The following is a 17,763-nucleotide window of genomic DNA, read 5'->3' on the forward strand; positions in this document are numbered from 1 at the left end:
CATCAATACTGACAAGGGTACGGGCGGCACGACGCGAAAGCGCCGTACCGCCCCTCAAGACGGCCGAGCCTCAGACGCGGCGGCGCTTGGGGGGACGGCAGCCGTTGTGCGGGGTGGGGGTGACGTCCTGGATCGAGCCCACCTCCAGGCCGGTGGCCTGGAGCGAGCGGATCGCGGTCTCACGGCCGGAGCCGGGACCCTTCACGAAGACGTCGACCTTGCGCATGCCGTGCTCCTGCGCGCGGCGGGCGGCCGACTCGGCGGCCATCTGCGCGGCGAAGGGGGTGGACTTGCGCGAGCCCTTGAAGCCGACGTGGCCGGCGGAGGCCCAGGAGATCACGTTGCCCGAGGGGTCCGTGATCGAGACGATCGTGTTGTTGAACGTGCTCTTGATGTGGGCGTGCCCGTGAGCGACGTTCTTCTTTTCCTTGCGGCGCACCTTCTTGGCAGCGCCCTGACGACCCTTGGGGGGCATCTGTTTCTCCTACAGGGAGGTGGTCGGTCCTACAGCGAAGACCGCTGGTGAGCGTCCGGCTGAGGACTACTTCTTGCCCGGCTTCTTCTTGCCGGCGATCGCGCGACGCGGACCCTTGCGGGTACGGGCGTTCGTGCTGGTGCGCTGACCGTGCACCGGCAGACCGCGGCGGTGACGCAGACCCTGGTAGCAGCCGATCTCGACCTTGCGGCGGATGTCGGCGGCGATCTCGCGACGGAGGTCACCCTCGGTCTTGAGGTTGGCGTCGACGTACTCGCGGATCTTGACGAGGTCTTCCTCGGCAAGGTCGCGGACGCGGACGTTCGCGTCGACGCCGACGGCGGCAAGGGTCTCCTTGGACCGGGTGCGCCCGATACCGAAGACGTAGGTGAGGGCGACCTCGACGCGCTTGTCGCGCGGGAGGTCAACGCCTGCGAGGCGTGCCATTCATGGCTCCTGATGTGTCGGAGGTCTACCGCAGTGTCTGTCCCGGCTGCCGTACGGCGTCCGTACGGTCCGGGTCCCCGGCCTCCGCCGGAGGTGTCGGTCCCACCGGGTGGGAGCCGGACACTGCGTCATTACGTTTGCTCGCGTCGCGCGAAGTACTGCGAGGTGCGGGGAGTCTTGCGTCAGCCCTGGCGCTGCTTGTGGCGCAGGTTGTCGCAGATGACCATGACCCGGCCGTGACGGCGGATCACCTTGCACTTGTCGCAGATCTTCTTGACGCTCGGCTTGACCTTCATGGGATTGAGGTTCTCCGGGTCAGTGCGTACGCCCCGGTGAAGGGACGTCCACAAGATCTACTTGTATCGGTAGACGATCCGGCCACGCGTCAGGTCGTACGGAGACAGCTCCACCACGACCCGGTCATCGGGAAGGATCCGGATGTAGTGCATCCGCATCTTGCCACTGATGTGCGCGAGGACCTTGTGACCGTTCTGCAGCTCCACCTTGAACATGGCGTTCGGGAGGGACTCGATCACGGTGCCCTCAATTTCGATGGCACCTTGCTTCTTGGCCACGCTTCGCCCTTCGAATCGGCTACCTTGATCGATTCTGGCAATCGCATGAGGACACACGGGTACACCAGAGCCGACGCGTCAGTCTACGGGAGCCCACTCGAAAAGACGAATCCGTCAGTTTGCCCACCGTGGAAGATCTTTAAGCAAGTGCCTCAGCCGAGCGGATCCGGCGCCGCCGTCACGCCCAGCTCCGCCAGCTTCGCCTTCCCGCCGTCGGGGGCGGTCAGGACGAGGGGGCCCTCCTCCGTCAGCGCCACCGAGTGCTCCCAGTGCGAGGACCAGGTCCCGTCGGTCGTGATGACCGTCCAGTCGTCCTCCAGCACCTGGGTCCTGGGCGTGCCCAGGGAGACCATCGGCTCGATCGCCAGGCAGAGGCCGGGGATCAGCTTGGGGCCCTTGCCGCGCTTGCGCGTGACGTAGTTCAGCAGGTGGGGGTCCATGTGCATCTCGGTGCCGATGCCGTGGCCGCCGTACTCCTCGATGATCCCGTACTTGCCGCCGCCGGGGCGCGGCTGGCGCCTGATGTACGTCTCGATCGCGCGGGAGACGTCGACGAGGCGGTTGCCGGTGCGCATCGCCGCGATGCCCGCCCACATCGACTCCTCGGTCACCCGGGACAGCTCGATCAGCTCCGGGGCGTGGCCGGTGCCGACGAAGGCCGTGAAGGCCGCGTCGCCGTGCCAGCCGTCGATGATCGCGCCGGCGTCGACGGAGATGATGTCGCCGTCCTTGAGGACCGTCGTGTCGTCGGGGATGCCATGGACGACGACCTCGTTGACCGAGGTGCAGATCGTGGCGGGGAACCCGCCGTACCCGAGGAAGTTCGGCTTCGCGCCGTGCTCGGCGAGCACCTTGCGGGCGACCTGGTCGAGATCCCGGGTGGTCGCGCCGGGCACCGCCGCCGCGCCGGTGGCCGCGTGCACGGCGGCGACGACCAGCCCCGCCTCGCGCATCTTCGCGATCTGCTCGGGGGTCTTGATCTCCACCATGCCTGTGCCTTCCACCTGACTGTCAGAGAATCGATACGCCGGGCCCTGCGGCCAGCGGTGCCTGCTCAACAGTACGGCCGTGGTGCCCCTGGGACACCACGGCCGTACTGGTCGTTACTGGGGCGTGCGAGGCCCGGTCAGGCCTGCGAGGCCGGATCGCGCTCCAGCGCCGCCATCGCACGCTCGGTCACCTCGGTGACCTTGCCGAGCGCGGAGATCGTCACGACCAGGCCCTGCGCCCGGTAGTGGTCGATGATCGGCTCGGTCTGCGTGTGGTAGACCTCCAGCCGCGTCCGCACGGTCTCCTCGGAGTCGTCGTCCCGCTGGTACAGCTCGCCGCCGCAGACGTCACAGACGCCCTCCCGCTTCGGCGGGCTGTACGTCACGTGGAAGACATGCGCGCTGTCGTTGCGGCAGATGCGCCGGCCGGCGATCCGCTTCACGACCTCCTCCTCGGGGACCTCCAGGTCCAGTACGGCGTCGAGGTGCACGCCGTCCGCCGTGAGCGCCTTGTCGAGCGCCTTCGCCTGCGACACATTGCGCGGGAAGCCGTCCAGCAGGAAGCCGTTCTCGGCGTCCGGCTGGGCCATGCGGTCCTGCGCCATCGCGATGGTGACCTCGTCGGGCACGAGATTCCCGGCGTCCATGTACGCCTTCGCCTGTTTGCCGAGGTCGGTGCCCTGGCTGATGTTGGCGCGGAACAGGTCGCCCGTGGAGATGTGCGGGATCGACAGGTTCTTGGCAAGGTACGCGGCCTGCGTTCCCTTGCCGGCACCGGGCGGTCCGACGAGGACGATTCGCATCAGCGGAGGAACCCTTCGTAATTGCGCTGCTGAAGCTGGCTCTCGATCTGCTTGACGGTCTCCAGCCCCACACCCACGATGATCAGGATGCTCGTCCCGCCGAACGGGAAGTTCTGGTTGGCACCGCCGAAGCCCGCCAACGCCATCGTCGGTACGAGAGCGATCAGCCCCAGGTACAGCGAGCCCGGCCAAGTGATCCTGTTGAGCACGTAGCTCAGATACTCGGCCGTGGGCCGGCCTGCCCGGATACCCGGGATGAACCCACCATACTTCTTCATGTTGTCGGCGACTTCTTCGGGGTTGAACGAGATCGCCACGTAGAAGAACGCGAAGAAAACGATCAGCAGGAAGTACGTCGCGATGTAGTACGGGTGGTCGCCCTTGACGAAGTGGGCCTCGATCCAGGTCTTCCACGCCGAGTTCCCGCTGGAGAACTGCGCGACCAGAGCCGGGATGTAGAGCAGCGACGACGCGAAGATGACGGGGATCACACCCGCCTGGTTCACCTTCAGCGGGATGTACGTCGACGTGCCGCCGTACGAGCGGCGGCCGATCATGCGCTTCGCGTACTGCACGGGGATACGGCGCTGGGCCTGCTCGACGAAGACGACGAGGCCGACCATCACGAAGCCGATCAGGATGACCGTGCCGAACTCGATCCAGCCGTCCGCGAGCGTGCCGCTCTGCTTGATGGCCCACAGCGCGCCCGGGAAGCCCGCGGCGATCGAGATGAACATGAGGATGGACATGCCGTTGCCGATGCCCTTGTCGGTGATCAGCTCACCGAGCCACATGACGGCGGCGGTGCCGGCGGTCATGGTGATCACCATGACGACGGTGACGAAGATCGACTGGTCGGGGACGATCTGCGACGCGACGGGGCAGCCGCTGAACAGCGCGCCGCTGCGTGCGGTGGCCACCAGTCCGGTGCCCTGGAGCACGGCGAGGGCGACGGTCAGATAGCGGGTGTACTGCGTGATCTTGGCCTGGCCGGAGGAGCCCTCCTTCTTGAGGGCCTCCAACCGAGGGATGACCACGGTCAGGAGCTGCAGAATGATGCTCGCGGTGATGTACGGCATGATGCCGAGCGCGAAGATCGTGATCTGCAGCAGCGCCCCGCCGCTGAACATGTTCACCAAGCCGAACAGGCTGTTGTTGCCCTTCTGGGCCGCGTCGACACAGATCTGGACATTCGCGTAGCTGACGCCGGGCACGGGCACATGCGCCCCGAGCCGGTACAGCACGATGATGCCGAGTGTGAAGAGCAGCTTCTTGCGCAGGTCGGGCGTCTTGAACGCCCGGGCGAACGCGGTGAGCACGGTGCCTCCTGCGACCCCCGCGCTACTGCGTCAGAGGTGACGGTATTGAGGATCGACGGATAAGGAACGAGCTGATCCCGGAGCGCGACCCCGGGTCCGGGGAGCGAGCCCCCGGCTTCGTACAGCAACAATGCACGCCACCTTACCGGCGACAGTGCCCCCCTAGGAACGACCAACCGGGGATGCCCCTTGGAAGAGGCATCCCCGGTCGGGTGTTCAGGCCATCGAGTTGTCTCAGACGAGCTCGGTGACGGTGCCGCCCGCGGCGGCGATCTTCTCCTTGGCGGAGCCGGAAACGGCGTCAACCGAAACCTGCAGCGCCACGGTGATCTCGCCCTGGCCCAGGACCTTGACGAGGCTGTTCTTGCGCACCGCACCCTTGGTGACCAGGTCGGCCACCGTGACCTCGCCACCCTCGGGGTAGAGAGCGGAGAGCTTGTCCAGGTTCACCACCTGGTACTCGGTGCGGAACGGGTTCTTGAAGCCCTTCAGCTTCGGGAGGCGCATGTGGAGGGGCATCTGCCCACCCTCGAAGCGCTCCGGAACCTGGTAACGGGCCTTGGTGCCCTTGGTACCACGACCTGCGGTCTTACCCTTGGACGCCTCACCACGACCCACACGGGTCTTGGCGGTCTTGGCGCCCGGGGCAGGACGGAGGTTGTGGGCCTTCAGCGGGCCGTTGTTCTCCGCCATGTCAGTCGACCTCCTCGACCGTGACGAGGTGCCGCACGGTGTTGGCCATGCCGCGGAACTCGGGACGGTCCTCCTTGACGACCACGTCGTGCAGGCGCTTCAGCCCGAGCGAACGCAGCGTGTCACGGTGGTTCTGCTTGCTGCCGATGTACGACTTCGTCTGCGTGATCTTGAGACGGGCCATTACGCACCCGCTCCCGCACGCGCACGGAGCAGAGCGGCCGGGGCGACGTCCTCAAGGGGCAGACCGCGGCGGGCCGCGATCTCCTCGGGACGCTGCAGACCCTGGAGGGCCGCCACCGTCGCGTGCACGATGTTGATCGCGTTGTCCGAGCCGAGCGACTTCGACAGGATGTCGTGCACGCCCGCGCACTCCAGCACGGCACGCACCGGGCCACCGGCGATCACACCGGTACCGGGGGAAGCCGGCTTGAGCAGAACGACGCCCGCGGCCTTCTCGCCCTGGATCGGGTGAGGGATGGTGCCCTGGATACGGGGGACCTTGAAGAAGTGCTTCTTGGCCTCCTCCACACCCTTGGCGATGGCGGCCGGCACCTCCTTGGCCTTGCCGTAACCGACACCTACGGTGCCGTCACCGTCGCCCACCACGACCAGCGCGGTGAAGCTGAAGCGACGACCACCCTTCACAACCTTGGCGACACGGTTGATCGCGACAACGCGCTCAACGTAAGCGGTCTTCTCGGCGGCAGCGCCACCGTCGCGACCCTTCCGGTCCCGCCGCTCGCCGCCACCGGCACCGCTCCCGCGGCGCTGGGGTCCAGCCATTGGATTTACCTCTCTCTGTTACGTCCGTTGGTCCCGGAATCGGGCCCAGCACCCCTACCGGGGGGCTAGAACTTCAGCCCGGCTTCGCGGGCGGCGTCAGCCAGAGCGGCAATGCGCCCGGCGTACCTGTTGCCACCACGGTCGAACACGACAGCCTCGACACCCGCGGCCTTGGCGCGCTCGGCGACCAGGGCGCCGACCTTCTGCGCCTGGGCACTCTTGTCGCCCTCGCCACCGCGGATCGAGGTGTCCAGGGTCGACGCCGAGGCGAGCGTGTGGCCCGCGATGTCGTCGATGACCTGGGCCACGATGTTGCGGTTGGAGCGCGTCACGACGAGGCGCGGACGCTCCGGCGTGCCGGAGACGTGCTTGCGCACGCGGATGTGGCGGCGCTTGATGGCGGCGCGCTTGTACGCGTCACCCTTGGCGATCTTTACACCGTATGCCATGGCTTACTTACCCGCCTTTCCGACCTTGCGGCGGATGACCTCGCCCGCGTACTTGACGCCCTTGGCCTTGTACGGGTCGGGCTTCCGCAGCTTGCGGATGTTAGCGGCGACCTCGCCGACCTTCTGCTTGTCGATGCCCTCGACGGTGAACTTCGTGGGCGTCTCGACCTTGAAGGTGATGCCCTCGGGGGCCTCGATGAGGATCGGGTGGCTGTAGCCCAGGGCGAACTCCAGGTTGGAGCCCTTCGCCTGGACGCGGTAGCCGACACCGCTGATTTCGAGCGCCTTGATGTATCCCTGGGTCACGCCGGTGATCATGTTCGCCACCAGCGTGCGGGACAGGCCGTGCAGGGCCTTGTTCTGACGCTCGTCGTTGGGGCGCAGCACCGAGAGGGTGCCGTCCTCGCCCTTGGTGACCTCGATCGGCGCGGCGACGGTGTGCGAGAGGGAACCCTTGGGGCCCTTCACCGCGACCGTGCGGCCATCGATGGTGACGTCCACACCGGCGGGAACCTGGATGGGGAGCTTGCCGATTCGCGACATGAGCTTTTCCTCCGTTCCCGACTACCAGACGTAGGCGAGGACTTCCCCACCTACGCCCTTCTTGCCTGCCTGCTGGCCGGTCAGGAGACCGTGGGACGTGGAGATGATCGCCACGCCCAGGCCACCGAGGACCTTCGGCAGGTTGGTGGACTTCGCGTACACGCGCAGACCCGGCTTGGAGATGCGCTTGATGCCGGCGATCGAACGCTCGCGGTTCGGGCCGAACTTCAGCTCCAGGACGAGGTTCTTGCCGACTTCGGCGTCCTCGACCTTCCAGCCGGTGATGAAGCCCTCCTGCTGGAGGATCTCCGCGATGTGCGACTTGATCTTGCTGTGCGGCATCACGACGTCGTCGTGGTATGCCGAGTTCGCGTTGCGCAGACGCGTGAGCATGTCTGCGATGGGATCAGTCATGGTCATGAATTGGCCTTCGGCCTCTCTCGCCGGGGTTTCCTGTATGCGCCATCCCTCTCCCCGATCAGAGCCGGGACGGGTGCGGTGCGGGGACCTACGGCGTAGTAAGTCAGTCATGGACGGCGGGCGCCCAACCCCACAAGCCTACGGCATGTGAAGGAGGGCTCCCGCCAACCAAATTGCTTACCGAGAGCTTCGAGCAGTCTCCTGAAAGAGGAGGACTACCAGGAGCTCTTGGTCACGCCCGGCAGCTCGCCGCGGTGGGCCATCTCACGAAGGCACACACGGCACAGGCCGAACTTGCGGTAGACGGAGTGGGGCCGGCCGCAGCGCTGGCAGCGGGTGTAACCGCGCACGCCGAACTTCGGCTTGCGGGCGGCCTTAGCGATCAGAGCCTTCTTCGCCACGGTCAGTTCTCCTTGAACGGGAAGCCGAGGTGACGAAGGAGGGCACGACCCTCGTCGTCGTTGGTCGCCGTGGTGACCACGGTGATGTCCATGCCCCGGACCCGGTCGATCTTGTCCTGGTCGATCTCGTGGAACATGACCTGCTCCGTGAGACCGAAGGTGTAGTTGCCACGGCCGTCGAACTGCTTGGGCGACAGGCCGCGGAAGTCACGGATACGCGGCAGCGCGAGCGACAGCGTACGGTCCAGGAACTCCCACATGCGGTCACCGCGGAGGGTGACGTGGCAGCCGATCGGCTGCCCCTCGCGCAGCTTGAACTGCGCGATCGACTTGCGGGCCTTGGTGACGGACGGCTTCTGGCCGGTGATCGTGGTGAGGTCCTTGATGGCACCCTCGATCAGCTTGGAGTCGCGGGCGGCGTCGCCCACACCCATGTTGACCACGATCTTGACGAGGCCGGGGATCTGCATGACGTTCTCGTACGAGAACTCCTCACGCAGCTTGCCGGCGATCTCCTCGCGGTAGCGCAGCTTCAGACGCGGCGCGGTAGTGGTCGCAGTCATCAGATGTCCTCACCGGTCCGCTTGGCAACGCGGATCTTGTTGCCCTCGTCGTCAAAGCGGTAGCCGACGCGGGTAACGACCTTCTTGCCGTCCTTCTCCACAACGAGCTGAACGTTGCTGATGTGGATGGGGGCTTCGGTGGTCACGATGCCACCGGTCTGCGAACCGCGAGCCGTCTGGCCGGCCTTGGTGTGCTTCTTGACCCGGTTGACACCCTCGACGAGAACACGGTCCTGCGTGGGGTAGGCCACGATGACCTTGCCCTGCTTGCCCTTGTCCTTACCGGTGATGACCTGAACCAGGTCGCCCTTCTTGATCTTCATGCTTACAGCACCTCCGGCGCGAGCGAGATGATCTTCATGAACTTCTTCTCGCGCAGCTCACGGCCCACCGGGCCGAAGATACGGGTGCCACGAGGGTCGCCGTCGTTCTTCAGAATGACGGCGGCGTTCTCGTCGAAGCGGATGTACGAGCCGTCCTGACGACGACGCTCCTTGACGGTGCGAACGATGACCGCCTTGACGACGTCACCCTTCTTCACGTTGCCACCGGGGATCGCGTCCTTGACGGTGGCGACGATGACGTCACCGATGCCCGCGTAGCGGCGACCCGAGCCACCGAGAACACGGATGGTGAGAATTTCCTTCGCACCCGTGTTGTCGGCGACGCGCAGTCGCGACTCCTGCTGGATCACGTCTATCTCCTGATCGTCTGCCGGTTCCCCGGGGACCGCTCATCCGTGGATGCGCGGCCCCCGGAGCCTGGCGGAACTGTTCCGAGAGGAAACCCCCTCGGAGGGGGACCTGCTGGTGTTACTTGGCCTTCTCGAGGATCTCGACGATGCGCCACCGCTTCGTGGCGGACTGCGGCCGGGTCTCCATCAGGAGGACGCGGTCGCCGATGCCGGCGGCGTTCTGCTCGTCGTGGGCCTTGAGCTTGTTCGTACGGCGGATGACCTTGCCGTACAGAGCGTGCTTGACGCGGTCCTCGACAGCGACGACGACGGTCTTGTCCATCTTGTCGCTGACGACGAGACCCTCACGGGTCTTGCGGTCGCCGCGCGCGGCCTTGGTCTCGGTCACGTTGTTCTCAGTCATCAGGCGCTCTCCACCGTCTCGATGCCCAGCTCGCGCTCACGCATCAGGGTGTAGATCCGCGCGATGTCCTTGCGCACGAGCTTGAGCCGCCCGTGGTTTTCGAGCTGGCCGGTCGCCGCCTGGAAGCGGAGGTTGAACAGCTCTTCCTTGGCCTCGCGGAGCTTGTCGACAAGCTCCTCGTTGCCCAGCTCGCGCAGTTCGGACGCCTTGGTCACGGCCGCCATCACGACTCACCTGCCTCGCGCCGAACGATCCGGCACTTCATCGGAAGCTTGTGAGCAGCGCGGGTAAGCGCCTCACGCGCAATCTTCTCGTTCGGGTAGGACAGCTCGAACATCACCCGACCCGGCTTGACGTTCGCGATCCACCACTCGGGGGAACCCTTACCGGAACCCATGCGGGTCTCGGCGGGCTTCTTCGTGAGCGGACGGTCCGGGTAGATGTTGATCCAGACCTTGCCGCCACGCTTGATGTGACGGGTCATGGCGATACGAGCGGACTCGATCTGCCGGTTCGTCACGTACGCGGGGGTCAGCGCCTGGATGCCGTACTCGCCGAACGCAACCTGCGTTCCACCCTTGGACATACCGCTGCGCTTGGGGTGGTGCTGCTTGCGGTGCTTGACCCTACGGGGGATCAGCATTTCGGTCAGGCCTCCGTTCCGCCGGTAGAAGAGGTCGTCGCCTCGGCGGCCGGAGCAGCGGTGGCGTCGGCCTTGGGGGCCTCGGCTGCCGGGCTCTGCTGCGGCTTGCGGCCACGTCCGCCACGCTCGCCACCGCGGCCACCACGGCCGGCGGGACGGTCGTTGCCGCCACCGCGTGCGGGACGGTTGCCGGCGCGCGCCGCGGCGTTCTCGGCGCGGACCTCGGCGATGTTCTTGACGTCGCCCTTGTAGATCCAGACCTTCACACCGATGCGGCCGAAGGTCGTCTTGGCCTCGAAGAAGCCGTAGTCGACGTTGGCACGGAGCGTGTGCAGGGGCACACGGCCCTCGCGGTAGAACTCCGAGCGGGACATCTCGGCGCCGCCGAGACGGCCACCGCACTGGATCTTGATGCCCTTGGCGCCGGCCTTCATCGTCGACTGCATGCTCTTGCGCATGGCGCGACGGAAGGAGACACGCGAGGAGAGCTGCTCGGCCACGGCCTGGGCCACGAGCTGAGCGTCCACCTCGGGGTTCTTGACCTCAAGGATGTTGAGCTGAACCTGCTTGCCGGTCAGCTTCTCCAGCTCGCCGCGGATGCGGTCGGCCTCGGCGCCGCGGCGGCCGATGACGATGCCCGGGCGTGCGGTGTGGATGTCGACACGGACGCGGTCGCGGGTGCGCTCGATCTCCACCTTGGAGATGCCGGCCCGCTCCATGCCCTTCGTCATCATGCGACGAATGGCGACGTCTTCCTTGACGTAGTCCTTGTACAGCTTGTCGGCGTACCAGCGGGACTTGAAGTCCGTGGTGATACCGAGCCGGAACCCATGCGGGTTAACCTTCTGGCCCATTACCGGGTTCCTTCCTTGCTGCTGACGACCACGGTGATGTGGCTGGTCCGCTTACGGATCCGGTAGGCACGGCCCTGCGCGCGCGGCCGGAACCGCTTCAGGGTCGGACCCTCGTCCACATACGCCTCGCTGATGACCAGCGAATTGGCGTCGGAGTGGTCGTAGTTGTGCGCGGCGTTGGCAATGGCGCTGTCCAGCACCTTGCCGACCGGCACGCTCGCGGCCTGCGGGGCGAAGCGCAGGACCGCCTGAGCCTCCGTGGCATCCATGCCACGGATGAGGTCCACCACGCGGCGGGCCTTCATGGGCGTGACGCGGATGTACCGCGCCTGGGCCCTGGCTTCCATGGTTGTCCCTTCGGTGTGAGTCATAGTCAGTTCACCCCGCGTTAGCGGCGCTTCGACTTCCGGTCGTCCTTGACGTGGCCGCGGAAGGTGCGAGTCGGCGAGAACTCGCCGAGCTTGTGGCCGACCATGGACTCGGTGACGAACACCGGGACATGAATCTTGCCGTTGTGCACCGCGATCGTGTGGCCCAGCATGGCCGGGACGATCATCGAGCGACGGGACCAGGTCTTGATGACGTTCTTGGTGCCTGCCTCGTTCTGTACGTCCACCTTCTTGATGAGGTGTCCGTCGACGAAGGGCCCCTTCTTGAGACTGCGCGGCATCTAAACCCGCTCCTAGCGCTTCTTGTTCGTCTTGCGGCGGCGGACGATGTACTTGCTGCTTGCCTTCTTCGGCGAGCGAGTACGACCCTCCTTCTGACCCCACGGGCTGACCGGGTGGCGACCACCGGAGGTCTTGCCCTCACCACCACCGTGCGGGTGGTCGACCGGGTTCATCGCGACACCGCGGACGGTCGGGCGGACGCCCTTCCAGCGCATACGGCCGGCCTTGCCCCAGTTGATGTTCGACTGCTCGGCGTTGCCGACCTCGCCGATGGTGGCGCGGCAGCGGACGTCGACCAGCCGGATCTCGCCGGACGGCATGCGCAGGTGGGCCATGGAGCCCTCCTTCGCCAGGAGCTGCACGGAGGCACCCGCGGAACGGGCGAACTTCGCGCCGCCGCCGGGCCGCAGCTCGATGGCGTGGATGGTCGTACCGACCGGGATGTTGCGCAGCGCCAGGTTGTTGCCGGGCTTGATGTCGGCGGCCGGACCGTTCTCGACACGGGCGCCCTGCGCCAGGCCACGGGGGGCGATGATGTAGCGCTTCTCGCCGTCCGCGTAGTGGAGCAGCGCGATGCGCGCGGTGCGGTTCGGGTCGTACTCGATGTGCGCGACCTTGGCAGGCACGCCGTCCTTGTCGTGACGACGGAAGTCGATCACGCGGTAGGCGCGCTTGTGGCCACCACCCTGGTGGCGAACGGTCACACGACCGGCGTTGTTACGGCCGCCCTTGCTGTGCAGCGGGCGGACCAGCGACTTCTCCGGCGTGGACCGCGTGATCTCGACAAAGTCGGCGACGCTGGAGCCACGACGGCCCGGGGTCGTCGGCTTGTACTTGCGGATACCCATTGTCTCTCAGTCCTCGGAAGAATTCCGGATCCTGGACGTCTCGACCTCCGTCAGGAGGTCGGTCCGCCGAAGATGTCGATACGGTCGCCCTCAGCGAGGGTCACGATGGCGCGCTTGGTGTTGGCACGCTTACCGAAACCGGTGCGGGTGCGCTTGCGCTTGCCCTGACGGTTGATCGTGTTGACCCCGGCGACCTTGACCGAGAAGACCGCTTCCACGGCCTGCTTGATCTGGGTCTTGTTGGCCGTGGGCGCCACGATGAACGTGTACTTGTTCTCGTCGAGCAGCGCGTAGCTCTTCTCCGACACAACCGGCTTGACAAGAATGTCGCGGTGGTCGTGGAAGGTCTTGCTGGTGATGTCAGCCATCAGGCTTCGCTCCCCTCGTTGTCATCGGCCTTCTGGGGGCCAGACACGAAGGACTCGAAGGCGGCCTGGGTGAAGACCACGTCGTCGGAGACGATCACGTCGTACGTGTTGAGCTGGCCCGGCGCCAGGATGTGCACCTGGGGCAGGTTGCGGGCGGAGAGCCACGCGGCCTCGTCGGCCCGCTCGACGACCAGGAGCACGTTCTTGCGCTCGCTGATCTTGCCCAGCAGGGTCTTCGCGGCCTTGGTGGACACCGCGTCCTCGACCAGGCCGGAGACGACGTGGATACGAGAGTGACGGGCCCGGTCGGTGAGGGCACCACGCAGGGCGGCGGCCTTCATCTTCTTCGGGGTCCGCTGCGAGTAGTCACGCGGTACGGGGCCGTGGACGACGCCACCACCGGCGAACTGCGGAGCGCGGGTCGAACCCTGACGGGCGCGGCCGGTGCCCTTCTGGCGGTACGGCTTCTTGCCACCGCCACGGACTTCGCCGCGGGTCTTGGTCTTGTGCGTGCCCTGTCGGGCAGCGGCCAGCTGGGCGACAACGACCTGGTGGATCAGCGGGATGCTGACCTTGGCGTCGAAGATCTCCGCGGGGAGTTCGACGGTCCCGGCCTTGTCGCCTGCCGGCGAAAGGATGTCAACGGTGCTCATCAGTTACCTCAGGCCCCCTTGGCCGCGGTACGGACCAGGACGAGGCCGCCGTTCGGACCAGGAACCGCGCCCTTGATCAGGAGCAGGCCCTTCTCCGCGTCAACGGCGTGAACGGTCAGGTTCTGGGTGGTGACCCGCTCGTTGCCCATACGGCCCGCCATGCGGAGGCCCTTGAACACACGGCCCGGGGTGGCGCAGCCACCGATGGAACCGGGAGAGCGGTGCTTGCGCTGGGTGCCGTGACCGGCGCCGAGGCCCTTGAAGTTGTGACGCTTCATGACACCGGCGAAGCCCTTGCCCTTGCTCTTGCCCGTGACGTCGACCTTGACGCCGGACTCGAACGCGGCGGCGGTGATCTCCTGGCCGAGCGTGTACTCGCTCGCGTCGGAGGTCCGCAGCTCCACCAGGTGGCGGCGGGGGGTCACGTCGGCCTTGGCGAAGTGGCCCTTGAGGGGCTTGTTCACCTTGCGCGGGTCGATCTCGCCGAAGGCGATCTGGACCGACTCGTAGCCGTCGGAGTCATTCGTACGGACCTGGGTAACGACGCAGGGTCCGGCCTTGACCACGGTCACCGGGACGACACGGTTGTTCTCGTCCCAGACCTGGGTCATGCCGAGCTTCTCGCCCAGGACACCCTTGATCTGCTTTGCCATCTCTTCCGCGCCTCTCAGAGCTTGATCTCGATGTCAACGCCGGCCGGAAGGTCCAGGCGCATCAGCGAGTCAACGGTCTTGGGCGTCGGGTCGAGGATGTCGATCAGGCGCTTGTGCGTGCGCATCTCGAAGTGCTCGCGCGAGTCCTTGTACTTGTGCGGCGACTTGATGACGCAGTACACGTTCTTCTCAGTGGGCAGCGGCACCGGGCCCGCGACCGACGCACCAGTACGCGTCACCGTCTCGACGATCTTCTTCGCCGAGGAGTCGATGACCTCGTGGTCGTAGGCCTTGAGCCGGATGCGGATCTTCTGTCCCGCCATGGCTGCTTCGTAGTCCTGTCTCTCGTAACGCTCTGGGACCCGGTGGTTCCGGGCTCTTCTCCGACCCACGCGGTCGGGCGTGTCGCGTCCCCGTCCACGAAAATCTCCCGAAGGATTTTCCCTGCCAGGGGTGCGGGCCCAACGTCCGCGAGCCGGGGAGAACCGCGGGTACATCGCGTTCCGCCACCGGGAGCCTGGCCGGTACCCCGCTGACACTTCCCGGAAGATTCCCGTACGTCCGGCCCCAGCGCTGCCCCGTAAGGCAGTTGGAGACGACGAGTACTGTGGGACTCGCTTCCGGTCCTCCCGGCGGGAGGCGCGCAGCATTGGCACTCAACCGAGCAACCTGAACAGTGTGCCATAGGCGCCTTGACCCTGGCCAATCGGGCCGGAAAGCGTACCCCACGGCGCGATCGCCTACTCATCGCCACCCACGTGCCCGGATGCCGCTCCGGACGCCCGGGCGCACACTCACCCCAGAACATCACGCACGGTACTAGTTGAGTCACGAACAGTGAACTCACGGGCTATTCTCACCCGCACGTGATCGCCCAGGAACGGTGTGGTCGCAAGCGGTGAAAGGTACCGGGAGTCATGGCAAAGTTACGGCTGATGATCGGCAGGGAGCACGTCGCGGAACTCGCGCGCCTGAGCAACCCTGTGGGCGCCGTCGAGGAACTGATCTGGAACGCGCTGGACGCGGACGCCGGGCGGGTGAGCGTCGTCCTGGAGCGCGGCGACCTCGGAGCGGTCGACCGGGTGATCGTCACCGACGACGGCACGGGCATCGCGGCGAACCGCTGTGACGAGTACTTCCGGCACCTCGGCGTCTCCTGGAAGAAGAGCGCGGGGACCAGCCCGGTGAAGAAGCGGACCCTGCACGGCAAGAACGGCCGGGGCCGGGTGCGCGCCTTCGCGCTCGGTACGGAGATCCGCTGGACCAGCGTGAGCGAGGGCCCGCACGGGCTCCACCGCGTGGTCATCGAGTCGGACCGCCGCTCCATGGACGAGTTCGATGTCAGCGACCCCGAACCGGCGATCGGGCCGACCGGCACGGTCTTCGAGGCGCTCGGCGGCGAGGAGGCGCAGCGGCTGACCGAGGACACCGCCCGCTCGGCCCTGACCGCCGCCTTCGCCCTCTATCTCGCCGCGTACCCGGACATCGACATCGAGTACGACGGCCGCCGGCTGGACCCGTCGTCGGAGCAGCTGCACGTCACCGGCCCGTACGAGATCCCGACGGGCTCCGGCTGCCCGGCCGGCCCGGCGCAGCTCCGCCTCATCGAGTGGAAGCGGCCCGTCACCCGGGCCCTGATCCTCTGCGACGGCCGCGGCATGTCCCTGGCCCAGCTCAGGCCCGAGATCCAGGCCCCCGGCTTCCACTTCACGGCGTACCTCTCCTGGCCCGGCTTCGAGGACAGCGAGGCGGGAGACCTCACCTTCGCCGACTGGACTCCCGACGGATTCACGGCCGAGGTCGTGGCGGCGGCCCGTGAACGCATGAGGACGCACTTCCGCTCCCGCGCCGACGAGCGGCGCAGGGAGCTCGTACGGTCCTGGCGTTCGGACGGCATCTACCCGTACGACGGCGAGCCCGGCAGCGACCAGGAGCGCGCGGAACGGGAGACGTTCGACGCGGTGGCGACGACGGTGATCCGGCATCTGCCGCAGGTGAAGAAGACCCAGCGGACGACCTTCGCGCTGATGCGGTCCGTACTGGCGCACGAGCCCCACGACGTGCTGCGGATCGTGGAAGAGCTCTTCGCCCTCTCCAAGCAGGAGCGCGAGGAACTGGCCCGGCTCCTCGACCGGACCCCGCTGTCGGCCCTGATCAAGGCGTCGACGGTGGCGACGAGCCGACTGGACTTCCTGGCCGCGCTGGAACACCTCGTCTTCGACGCCGAGGCCAGGGGCCGGGTGAAGGAGCGCTCGGAACTCCACCGCATCCTGGAGAACGAGTGCTGGGTCTTCGGCGAGGAGTACGGCCTGCACGCGAGCGACCGGAGCCTGAACGAGGTACTGGCCCAGCACTGTCGGCTGCTCGGCCGCGAGGCACCGACGCCCGCTCCGGTGCTGCGGGAGGACGGCCGGCAGGGCCGGGTCGATCTGATGCTGTCCCGGGCAGCCCGCCACCGGAAGGCGGAGAGACACCACCTGGTGGTCGAGCTCAAGCGCCCCGACCTCACCCTGGGCATGACGGAGTTCGCCCAGGTGAGCAGCTACGCGCAGGCGGTGGTGACGGACGACAGGTTCCAGGACACGAACGTCACCTGGGACTTCTGGCTGGTGGGCAACACCATGGACGCCACCCTCCGTCAGCTGGCCCACCAGCCGGACCGCGTGCCCGGGTGCGCCGTCTCCCACCCCAGGTTCAGGATCTGGGTCCGAACCTGGGGCGAGATCATCGAGGACTGCCAGGAACGCCACCGCTTCTACGGCGAGCACCTGGAGTCCCAGTCCACGACCGAACACGCCACGGACTACCTGATCCGCGAACACACGGCCGCCGTGACGGACCTGGTCGCCGACGGCACCCTCCCGACGGTCCCCGCGCCGCGTTCCGGCACGGCGACGCGGACTCCGTGACTTCCTGACTCCCCAACTTCCTGACCGCTCAGCCGCGCAGGGTCAGCGCTTCTTCTCCGGGACGTCCGTGGCGTACGGGACGAAGTCGGCCCACGCGGCGGCGGCGAAGCCGAGGGAGGGCAGCCGTACGTCCTTGGAGTCACGGACATGGACCGTGCGCGGGGTGGCGGCGACCTCGACGCACGAAGGGCCGTCGTCGGTGCTGTAGCTGCTCTTGAACCACGCCAGGTTCGCGGTGTCTCCGGCGGAAGGCTTGACGGTCATGTCTCTCCCAGCAGTTTCTCGATGAAGGCCAGCGAATCCCGAGGAGTGAGTGCCTGCGCCCGGAGCACCCCGTAGCGGATGTCCAGGAGCTGGACCTCCCGAGGGTTGGAGATCACGCGGCTGAGGAGCTGAATCTCGTTCAGCGCGATCGTAGTCCCCTCCTTCAGCCTGAGCAGGCGGAACGACCCTCCGAGACCCGAGTTCTCCGCACAGCTCAGTGGCAACACCTGGAGATCCACATTGCGTACTGAGGTTGAACTCGTGGAGTCGTAGGGGCTGACGGCTCGTCGCCCGTGCGGTATCACGGGGGCATGCGGTATCCACAAGGGGGCGGGCTGAC

Annotated in this window: 31 protein-coding genes; 1 reads left to right on the forward strand and 30 read right to left on the reverse strand. The window is 66.7% G+C overall.

Annotated features, from left to right (window positions below; genetic code table 11):
- Positions 1–70 precede the first annotated feature (70 nt).
- The 28 genes from rpsK to rpsJ form a co-directional block, all read right to left on the reverse strand.
- Positions 71–475, reverse strand: a complete 405-nt coding sequence (gene rpsK, locus ACIQ7D_RS36155) for a 30S ribosomal protein S11 (protein ID WP_003956432.1) — start codon at positions 473–475, stop codon at positions 71–73.
- Between the two features lie 66 nt (positions 476–541).
- The gene (gene rpsM / locus ACIQ7D_RS36160) at positions 542–922 is read right to left on the reverse strand and encodes a 30S ribosomal protein S13 (RefSeq protein WP_114659649.1); all 381 of its coding nucleotides are present in this window, start codon (positions 920–922) and stop codon (positions 542–544) included.
- A 182-nt stretch (positions 923–1,104) separates the two neighbouring features.
- Positions 1,105–1,218 carry a 50S ribosomal protein L36 gene (rpmJ, locus tag ACIQ7D_RS36165; protein WP_003956441.1) on the reverse strand — a complete coding sequence of 38 codons (114 nt, stop codon included), beginning with the start codon at positions 1,216–1,218 and terminating at the stop codon, positions 1,105–1,107.
- A gap of 57 nt (positions 1,219–1,275) precedes the next feature.
- A complete protein-coding gene (infA, locus tag ACIQ7D_RS36170; RefSeq protein WP_003956442.1) occupies positions 1,276–1,497 on the reverse strand; it encodes a translation initiation factor IF-1 in 222 nt (73 codons plus the stop codon).
- Between the two features lie 152 nt (positions 1,498–1,649).
- Entirely contained in the window at positions 1,650–2,486 is an 837-nt protein-coding gene (map, locus tag ACIQ7D_RS36175; protein ID WP_403945298.1) for a type I methionyl aminopeptidase, read from the reverse strand.
- 137 nt (positions 2,487–2,623) lie between these two features.
- The gene (locus ACIQ7D_RS36180; RefSeq protein ID WP_403945300.1) at positions 2,624–3,289 is read right to left on the reverse strand and encodes an adenylate kinase; all 666 of its coding nucleotides are present in this window, start codon (positions 3,287–3,289) and stop codon (positions 2,624–2,626) included.
- Complete coding sequence (secY, locus tag ACIQ7D_RS36185) at positions 3,289–4,608, reverse strand: preprotein translocase subunit SecY (RefSeq protein ID WP_403945302.1); 1,320 nt, start codon at positions 4,606–4,608, stop codon at positions 3,289–3,291. The genes ACIQ7D_RS36180 and secY overlap by 1 nt, the downstream gene beginning before the upstream one ends.
- 234 nt (positions 4,609–4,842) lie before the next feature.
- A complete protein-coding gene (gene rplO, locus ACIQ7D_RS36190) occupies positions 4,843–5,301 on the reverse strand; it encodes a 50S ribosomal protein L15 (protein WP_329828621.1) in 459 nt (152 codons plus the stop codon).
- A gap of 1 nt (position 5,302) precedes the next feature.
- The gene (gene rpmD, locus ACIQ7D_RS36195; RefSeq protein WP_024491595.1) at positions 5,303–5,485 is read right to left on the reverse strand and encodes a 50S ribosomal protein L30; all 183 of its coding nucleotides are present in this window, start codon (positions 5,483–5,485) and stop codon (positions 5,303–5,305) included.
- On the reverse strand, positions 5,485–6,087 hold the full coding sequence (gene rpsE / locus ACIQ7D_RS36200) for a 30S ribosomal protein S5 (RefSeq protein WP_030351447.1): 603 nt from the start codon (positions 6,085–6,087) through the stop codon (positions 5,485–5,487). The genes rpmD and rpsE overlap by 1 nt, the downstream gene beginning before the upstream one ends.
- Before the next feature lie 65 nt (positions 6,088–6,152).
- Positions 6,153–6,536 (reverse strand): 50S ribosomal protein L18, encoded by a 384-nt coding sequence (gene rplR, locus ACIQ7D_RS36205; RefSeq protein WP_114659653.1) that lies wholly within the window; start codon positions 6,534–6,536, stop codon positions 6,153–6,155.
- Between the two features lie 3 nt (positions 6,537–6,539).
- Positions 6,540–7,079 carry a 50S ribosomal protein L6 gene (gene rplF / locus ACIQ7D_RS36210; protein ID WP_329828620.1) on the reverse strand — a complete coding sequence of 180 codons (540 nt, stop codon included), beginning with the start codon at positions 7,077–7,079 and terminating at the stop codon, positions 6,540–6,542.
- Positions 7,080–7,100: 21 nt separating this feature from the next.
- A complete protein-coding gene (rpsH, locus tag ACIQ7D_RS36215) occupies positions 7,101–7,499 on the reverse strand; it encodes a 30S ribosomal protein S8 (RefSeq protein ID WP_319680019.1) in 399 nt (132 codons plus the stop codon).
- Positions 7,500–7,714: 215 nt separating this feature from the next.
- Positions 7,715–7,900, reverse strand: a complete 186-nt coding sequence (locus ACIQ7D_RS36220; RefSeq protein ID WP_003948630.1) for a type Z 30S ribosomal protein S14 — start codon at positions 7,898–7,900, stop codon at positions 7,715–7,717.
- Between the two features lie 2 nt (positions 7,901–7,902).
- Positions 7,903–8,463 (reverse strand): 50S ribosomal protein L5, encoded by a 561-nt coding sequence (rplE, locus tag ACIQ7D_RS36225; protein WP_030351443.1) that lies wholly within the window; start codon positions 8,461–8,463, stop codon positions 7,903–7,905.
- Positions 8,463–8,786, reverse strand: coding sequence for a 50S ribosomal protein L24 (gene rplX / locus ACIQ7D_RS36230; RefSeq protein ID WP_030351442.1), 324 nt, complete (start codon positions 8,784–8,786; stop codon positions 8,463–8,465). Before rplX ends, rplE begins: the two co-directional genes overlap by 1 nt.
- A gap of 2 nt (positions 8,787–8,788) precedes the next feature.
- A complete protein-coding gene (gene rplN / locus ACIQ7D_RS36235) occupies positions 8,789–9,157 on the reverse strand; it encodes a 50S ribosomal protein L14 (RefSeq protein ID WP_003966950.1) in 369 nt (122 codons plus the stop codon).
- Between the two features lie 118 nt (positions 9,158–9,275).
- Positions 9,276–9,560 carry a 30S ribosomal protein S17 gene (gene rpsQ / locus ACIQ7D_RS36240; protein ID WP_399290295.1) on the reverse strand — a complete coding sequence of 95 codons (285 nt, stop codon included), beginning with the start codon at positions 9,558–9,560 and terminating at the stop codon, positions 9,276–9,278.
- Positions 9,560–9,784, reverse strand: a complete 225-nt coding sequence (gene rpmC, locus ACIQ7D_RS36245) for a 50S ribosomal protein L29 (RefSeq protein WP_031230018.1) — start codon at positions 9,782–9,784, stop codon at positions 9,560–9,562. The genes rpsQ and rpmC overlap by 1 nt, the downstream gene beginning before the upstream one ends.
- Positions 9,784–10,203 (reverse strand): 50S ribosomal protein L16, encoded by a 420-nt coding sequence (rplP, locus tag ACIQ7D_RS36250; RefSeq protein ID WP_003966953.1) that lies wholly within the window; start codon positions 10,201–10,203, stop codon positions 9,784–9,786. The genes rpmC and rplP overlap by 1 nt, the downstream gene beginning before the upstream one ends.
- Positions 10,204–10,208: 5 nt before the next feature.
- Positions 10,209–11,057, reverse strand: coding sequence for a 30S ribosomal protein S3 (gene rpsC, locus ACIQ7D_RS36255; protein ID WP_403945307.1), 849 nt, complete (start codon positions 11,055–11,057; stop codon positions 10,209–10,211).
- Positions 11,057–11,404, reverse strand: a complete 348-nt coding sequence (gene rplV / locus ACIQ7D_RS36260; RefSeq protein WP_119286202.1) for a 50S ribosomal protein L22 — start codon at positions 11,402–11,404, stop codon at positions 11,057–11,059. The genes rpsC and rplV overlap by 1 nt, the downstream gene beginning before the upstream one ends.
- 41 nt (positions 11,405–11,445) lie before the next feature.
- Positions 11,446–11,727, reverse strand: a complete 282-nt coding sequence (gene rpsS, locus ACIQ7D_RS36265; protein WP_003966956.1) for a 30S ribosomal protein S19 — start codon at positions 11,725–11,727, stop codon at positions 11,446–11,448.
- Between the two features lie 12 nt (positions 11,728–11,739).
- The gene (gene rplB, locus ACIQ7D_RS36270; protein ID WP_129770859.1) at positions 11,740–12,576 is read right to left on the reverse strand and encodes a 50S ribosomal protein L2; all 837 of its coding nucleotides are present in this window, start codon (positions 12,574–12,576) and stop codon (positions 11,740–11,742) included.
- A 50-nt stretch (positions 12,577–12,626) separates the two neighbouring features.
- Complete coding sequence (gene rplW, locus ACIQ7D_RS36275) at positions 12,627–12,944, reverse strand: 50S ribosomal protein L23 (RefSeq protein WP_403945310.1); 318 nt, start codon at positions 12,942–12,944, stop codon at positions 12,627–12,629.
- Complete coding sequence (gene rplD, locus ACIQ7D_RS36280) at positions 12,944–13,597, reverse strand: 50S ribosomal protein L4 (protein ID WP_403945312.1); 654 nt, start codon at positions 13,595–13,597, stop codon at positions 12,944–12,946. Before rplD ends, rplW begins: the two co-directional genes overlap by 1 nt.
- 8 nt (positions 13,598–13,605) lie before the next feature.
- Positions 13,606–14,250: a 50S ribosomal protein L3 gene (rplC, locus tag ACIQ7D_RS36285; protein ID WP_365636756.1), complete on the reverse strand. Its 645-nt coding sequence runs from the start codon at positions 14,248–14,250 to the stop codon at positions 13,606–13,608.
- A gap of 14 nt (positions 14,251–14,264) precedes the next feature.
- On the reverse strand, positions 14,265–14,573 hold the full coding sequence (rpsJ, locus tag ACIQ7D_RS36290) for a 30S ribosomal protein S10 (protein ID WP_003948644.1): 309 nt from the start codon (positions 14,571–14,573) through the stop codon (positions 14,265–14,267).
- Between the two features lie 594 nt (positions 14,574–15,167).
- On the opposite strand from rpsJ, the gene ACIQ7D_RS36295 reads away from it, so the two are divergent.
- Positions 15,168–17,159 (forward strand): ATP-binding protein, encoded by a 1,992-nt coding sequence (locus ACIQ7D_RS36295; protein WP_403945316.1) that lies wholly within the window; start codon positions 15,168–15,170, stop codon positions 17,157–17,159.
- Between the two features lie 42 nt (positions 17,160–17,201).
- Here ACIQ7D_RS36295 and ACIQ7D_RS36300 read toward each other — a convergent pair whose 3' ends face one another.
- Both ACIQ7D_RS36300 and ACIQ7D_RS36305 read right to left on the reverse strand, forming a co-directional pair.
- Positions 17,202–17,423 (reverse strand): DUF397 domain-containing protein, encoded by a 222-nt coding sequence (locus ACIQ7D_RS36300; protein WP_403945318.1) that lies wholly within the window; start codon positions 17,421–17,423, stop codon positions 17,202–17,204.
- On the reverse strand, positions 17,420–17,763 hold a 344-nt coding region (locus ACIQ7D_RS36305), incomplete at its 5' end, for a Scr1 family TA system antitoxin-like transcriptional regulator (RefSeq protein WP_403945320.1). The genes ACIQ7D_RS36300 and ACIQ7D_RS36305, both read right to left, overlap by 4 nt.

The organism is Streptomyces sp. NPDC096310 (assembly GCF_044763125.1).
Taxonomy (GTDB): Bacteria; Actinomycetota; Actinomycetes; order Streptomycetales; family Streptomycetaceae; genus Streptomyces.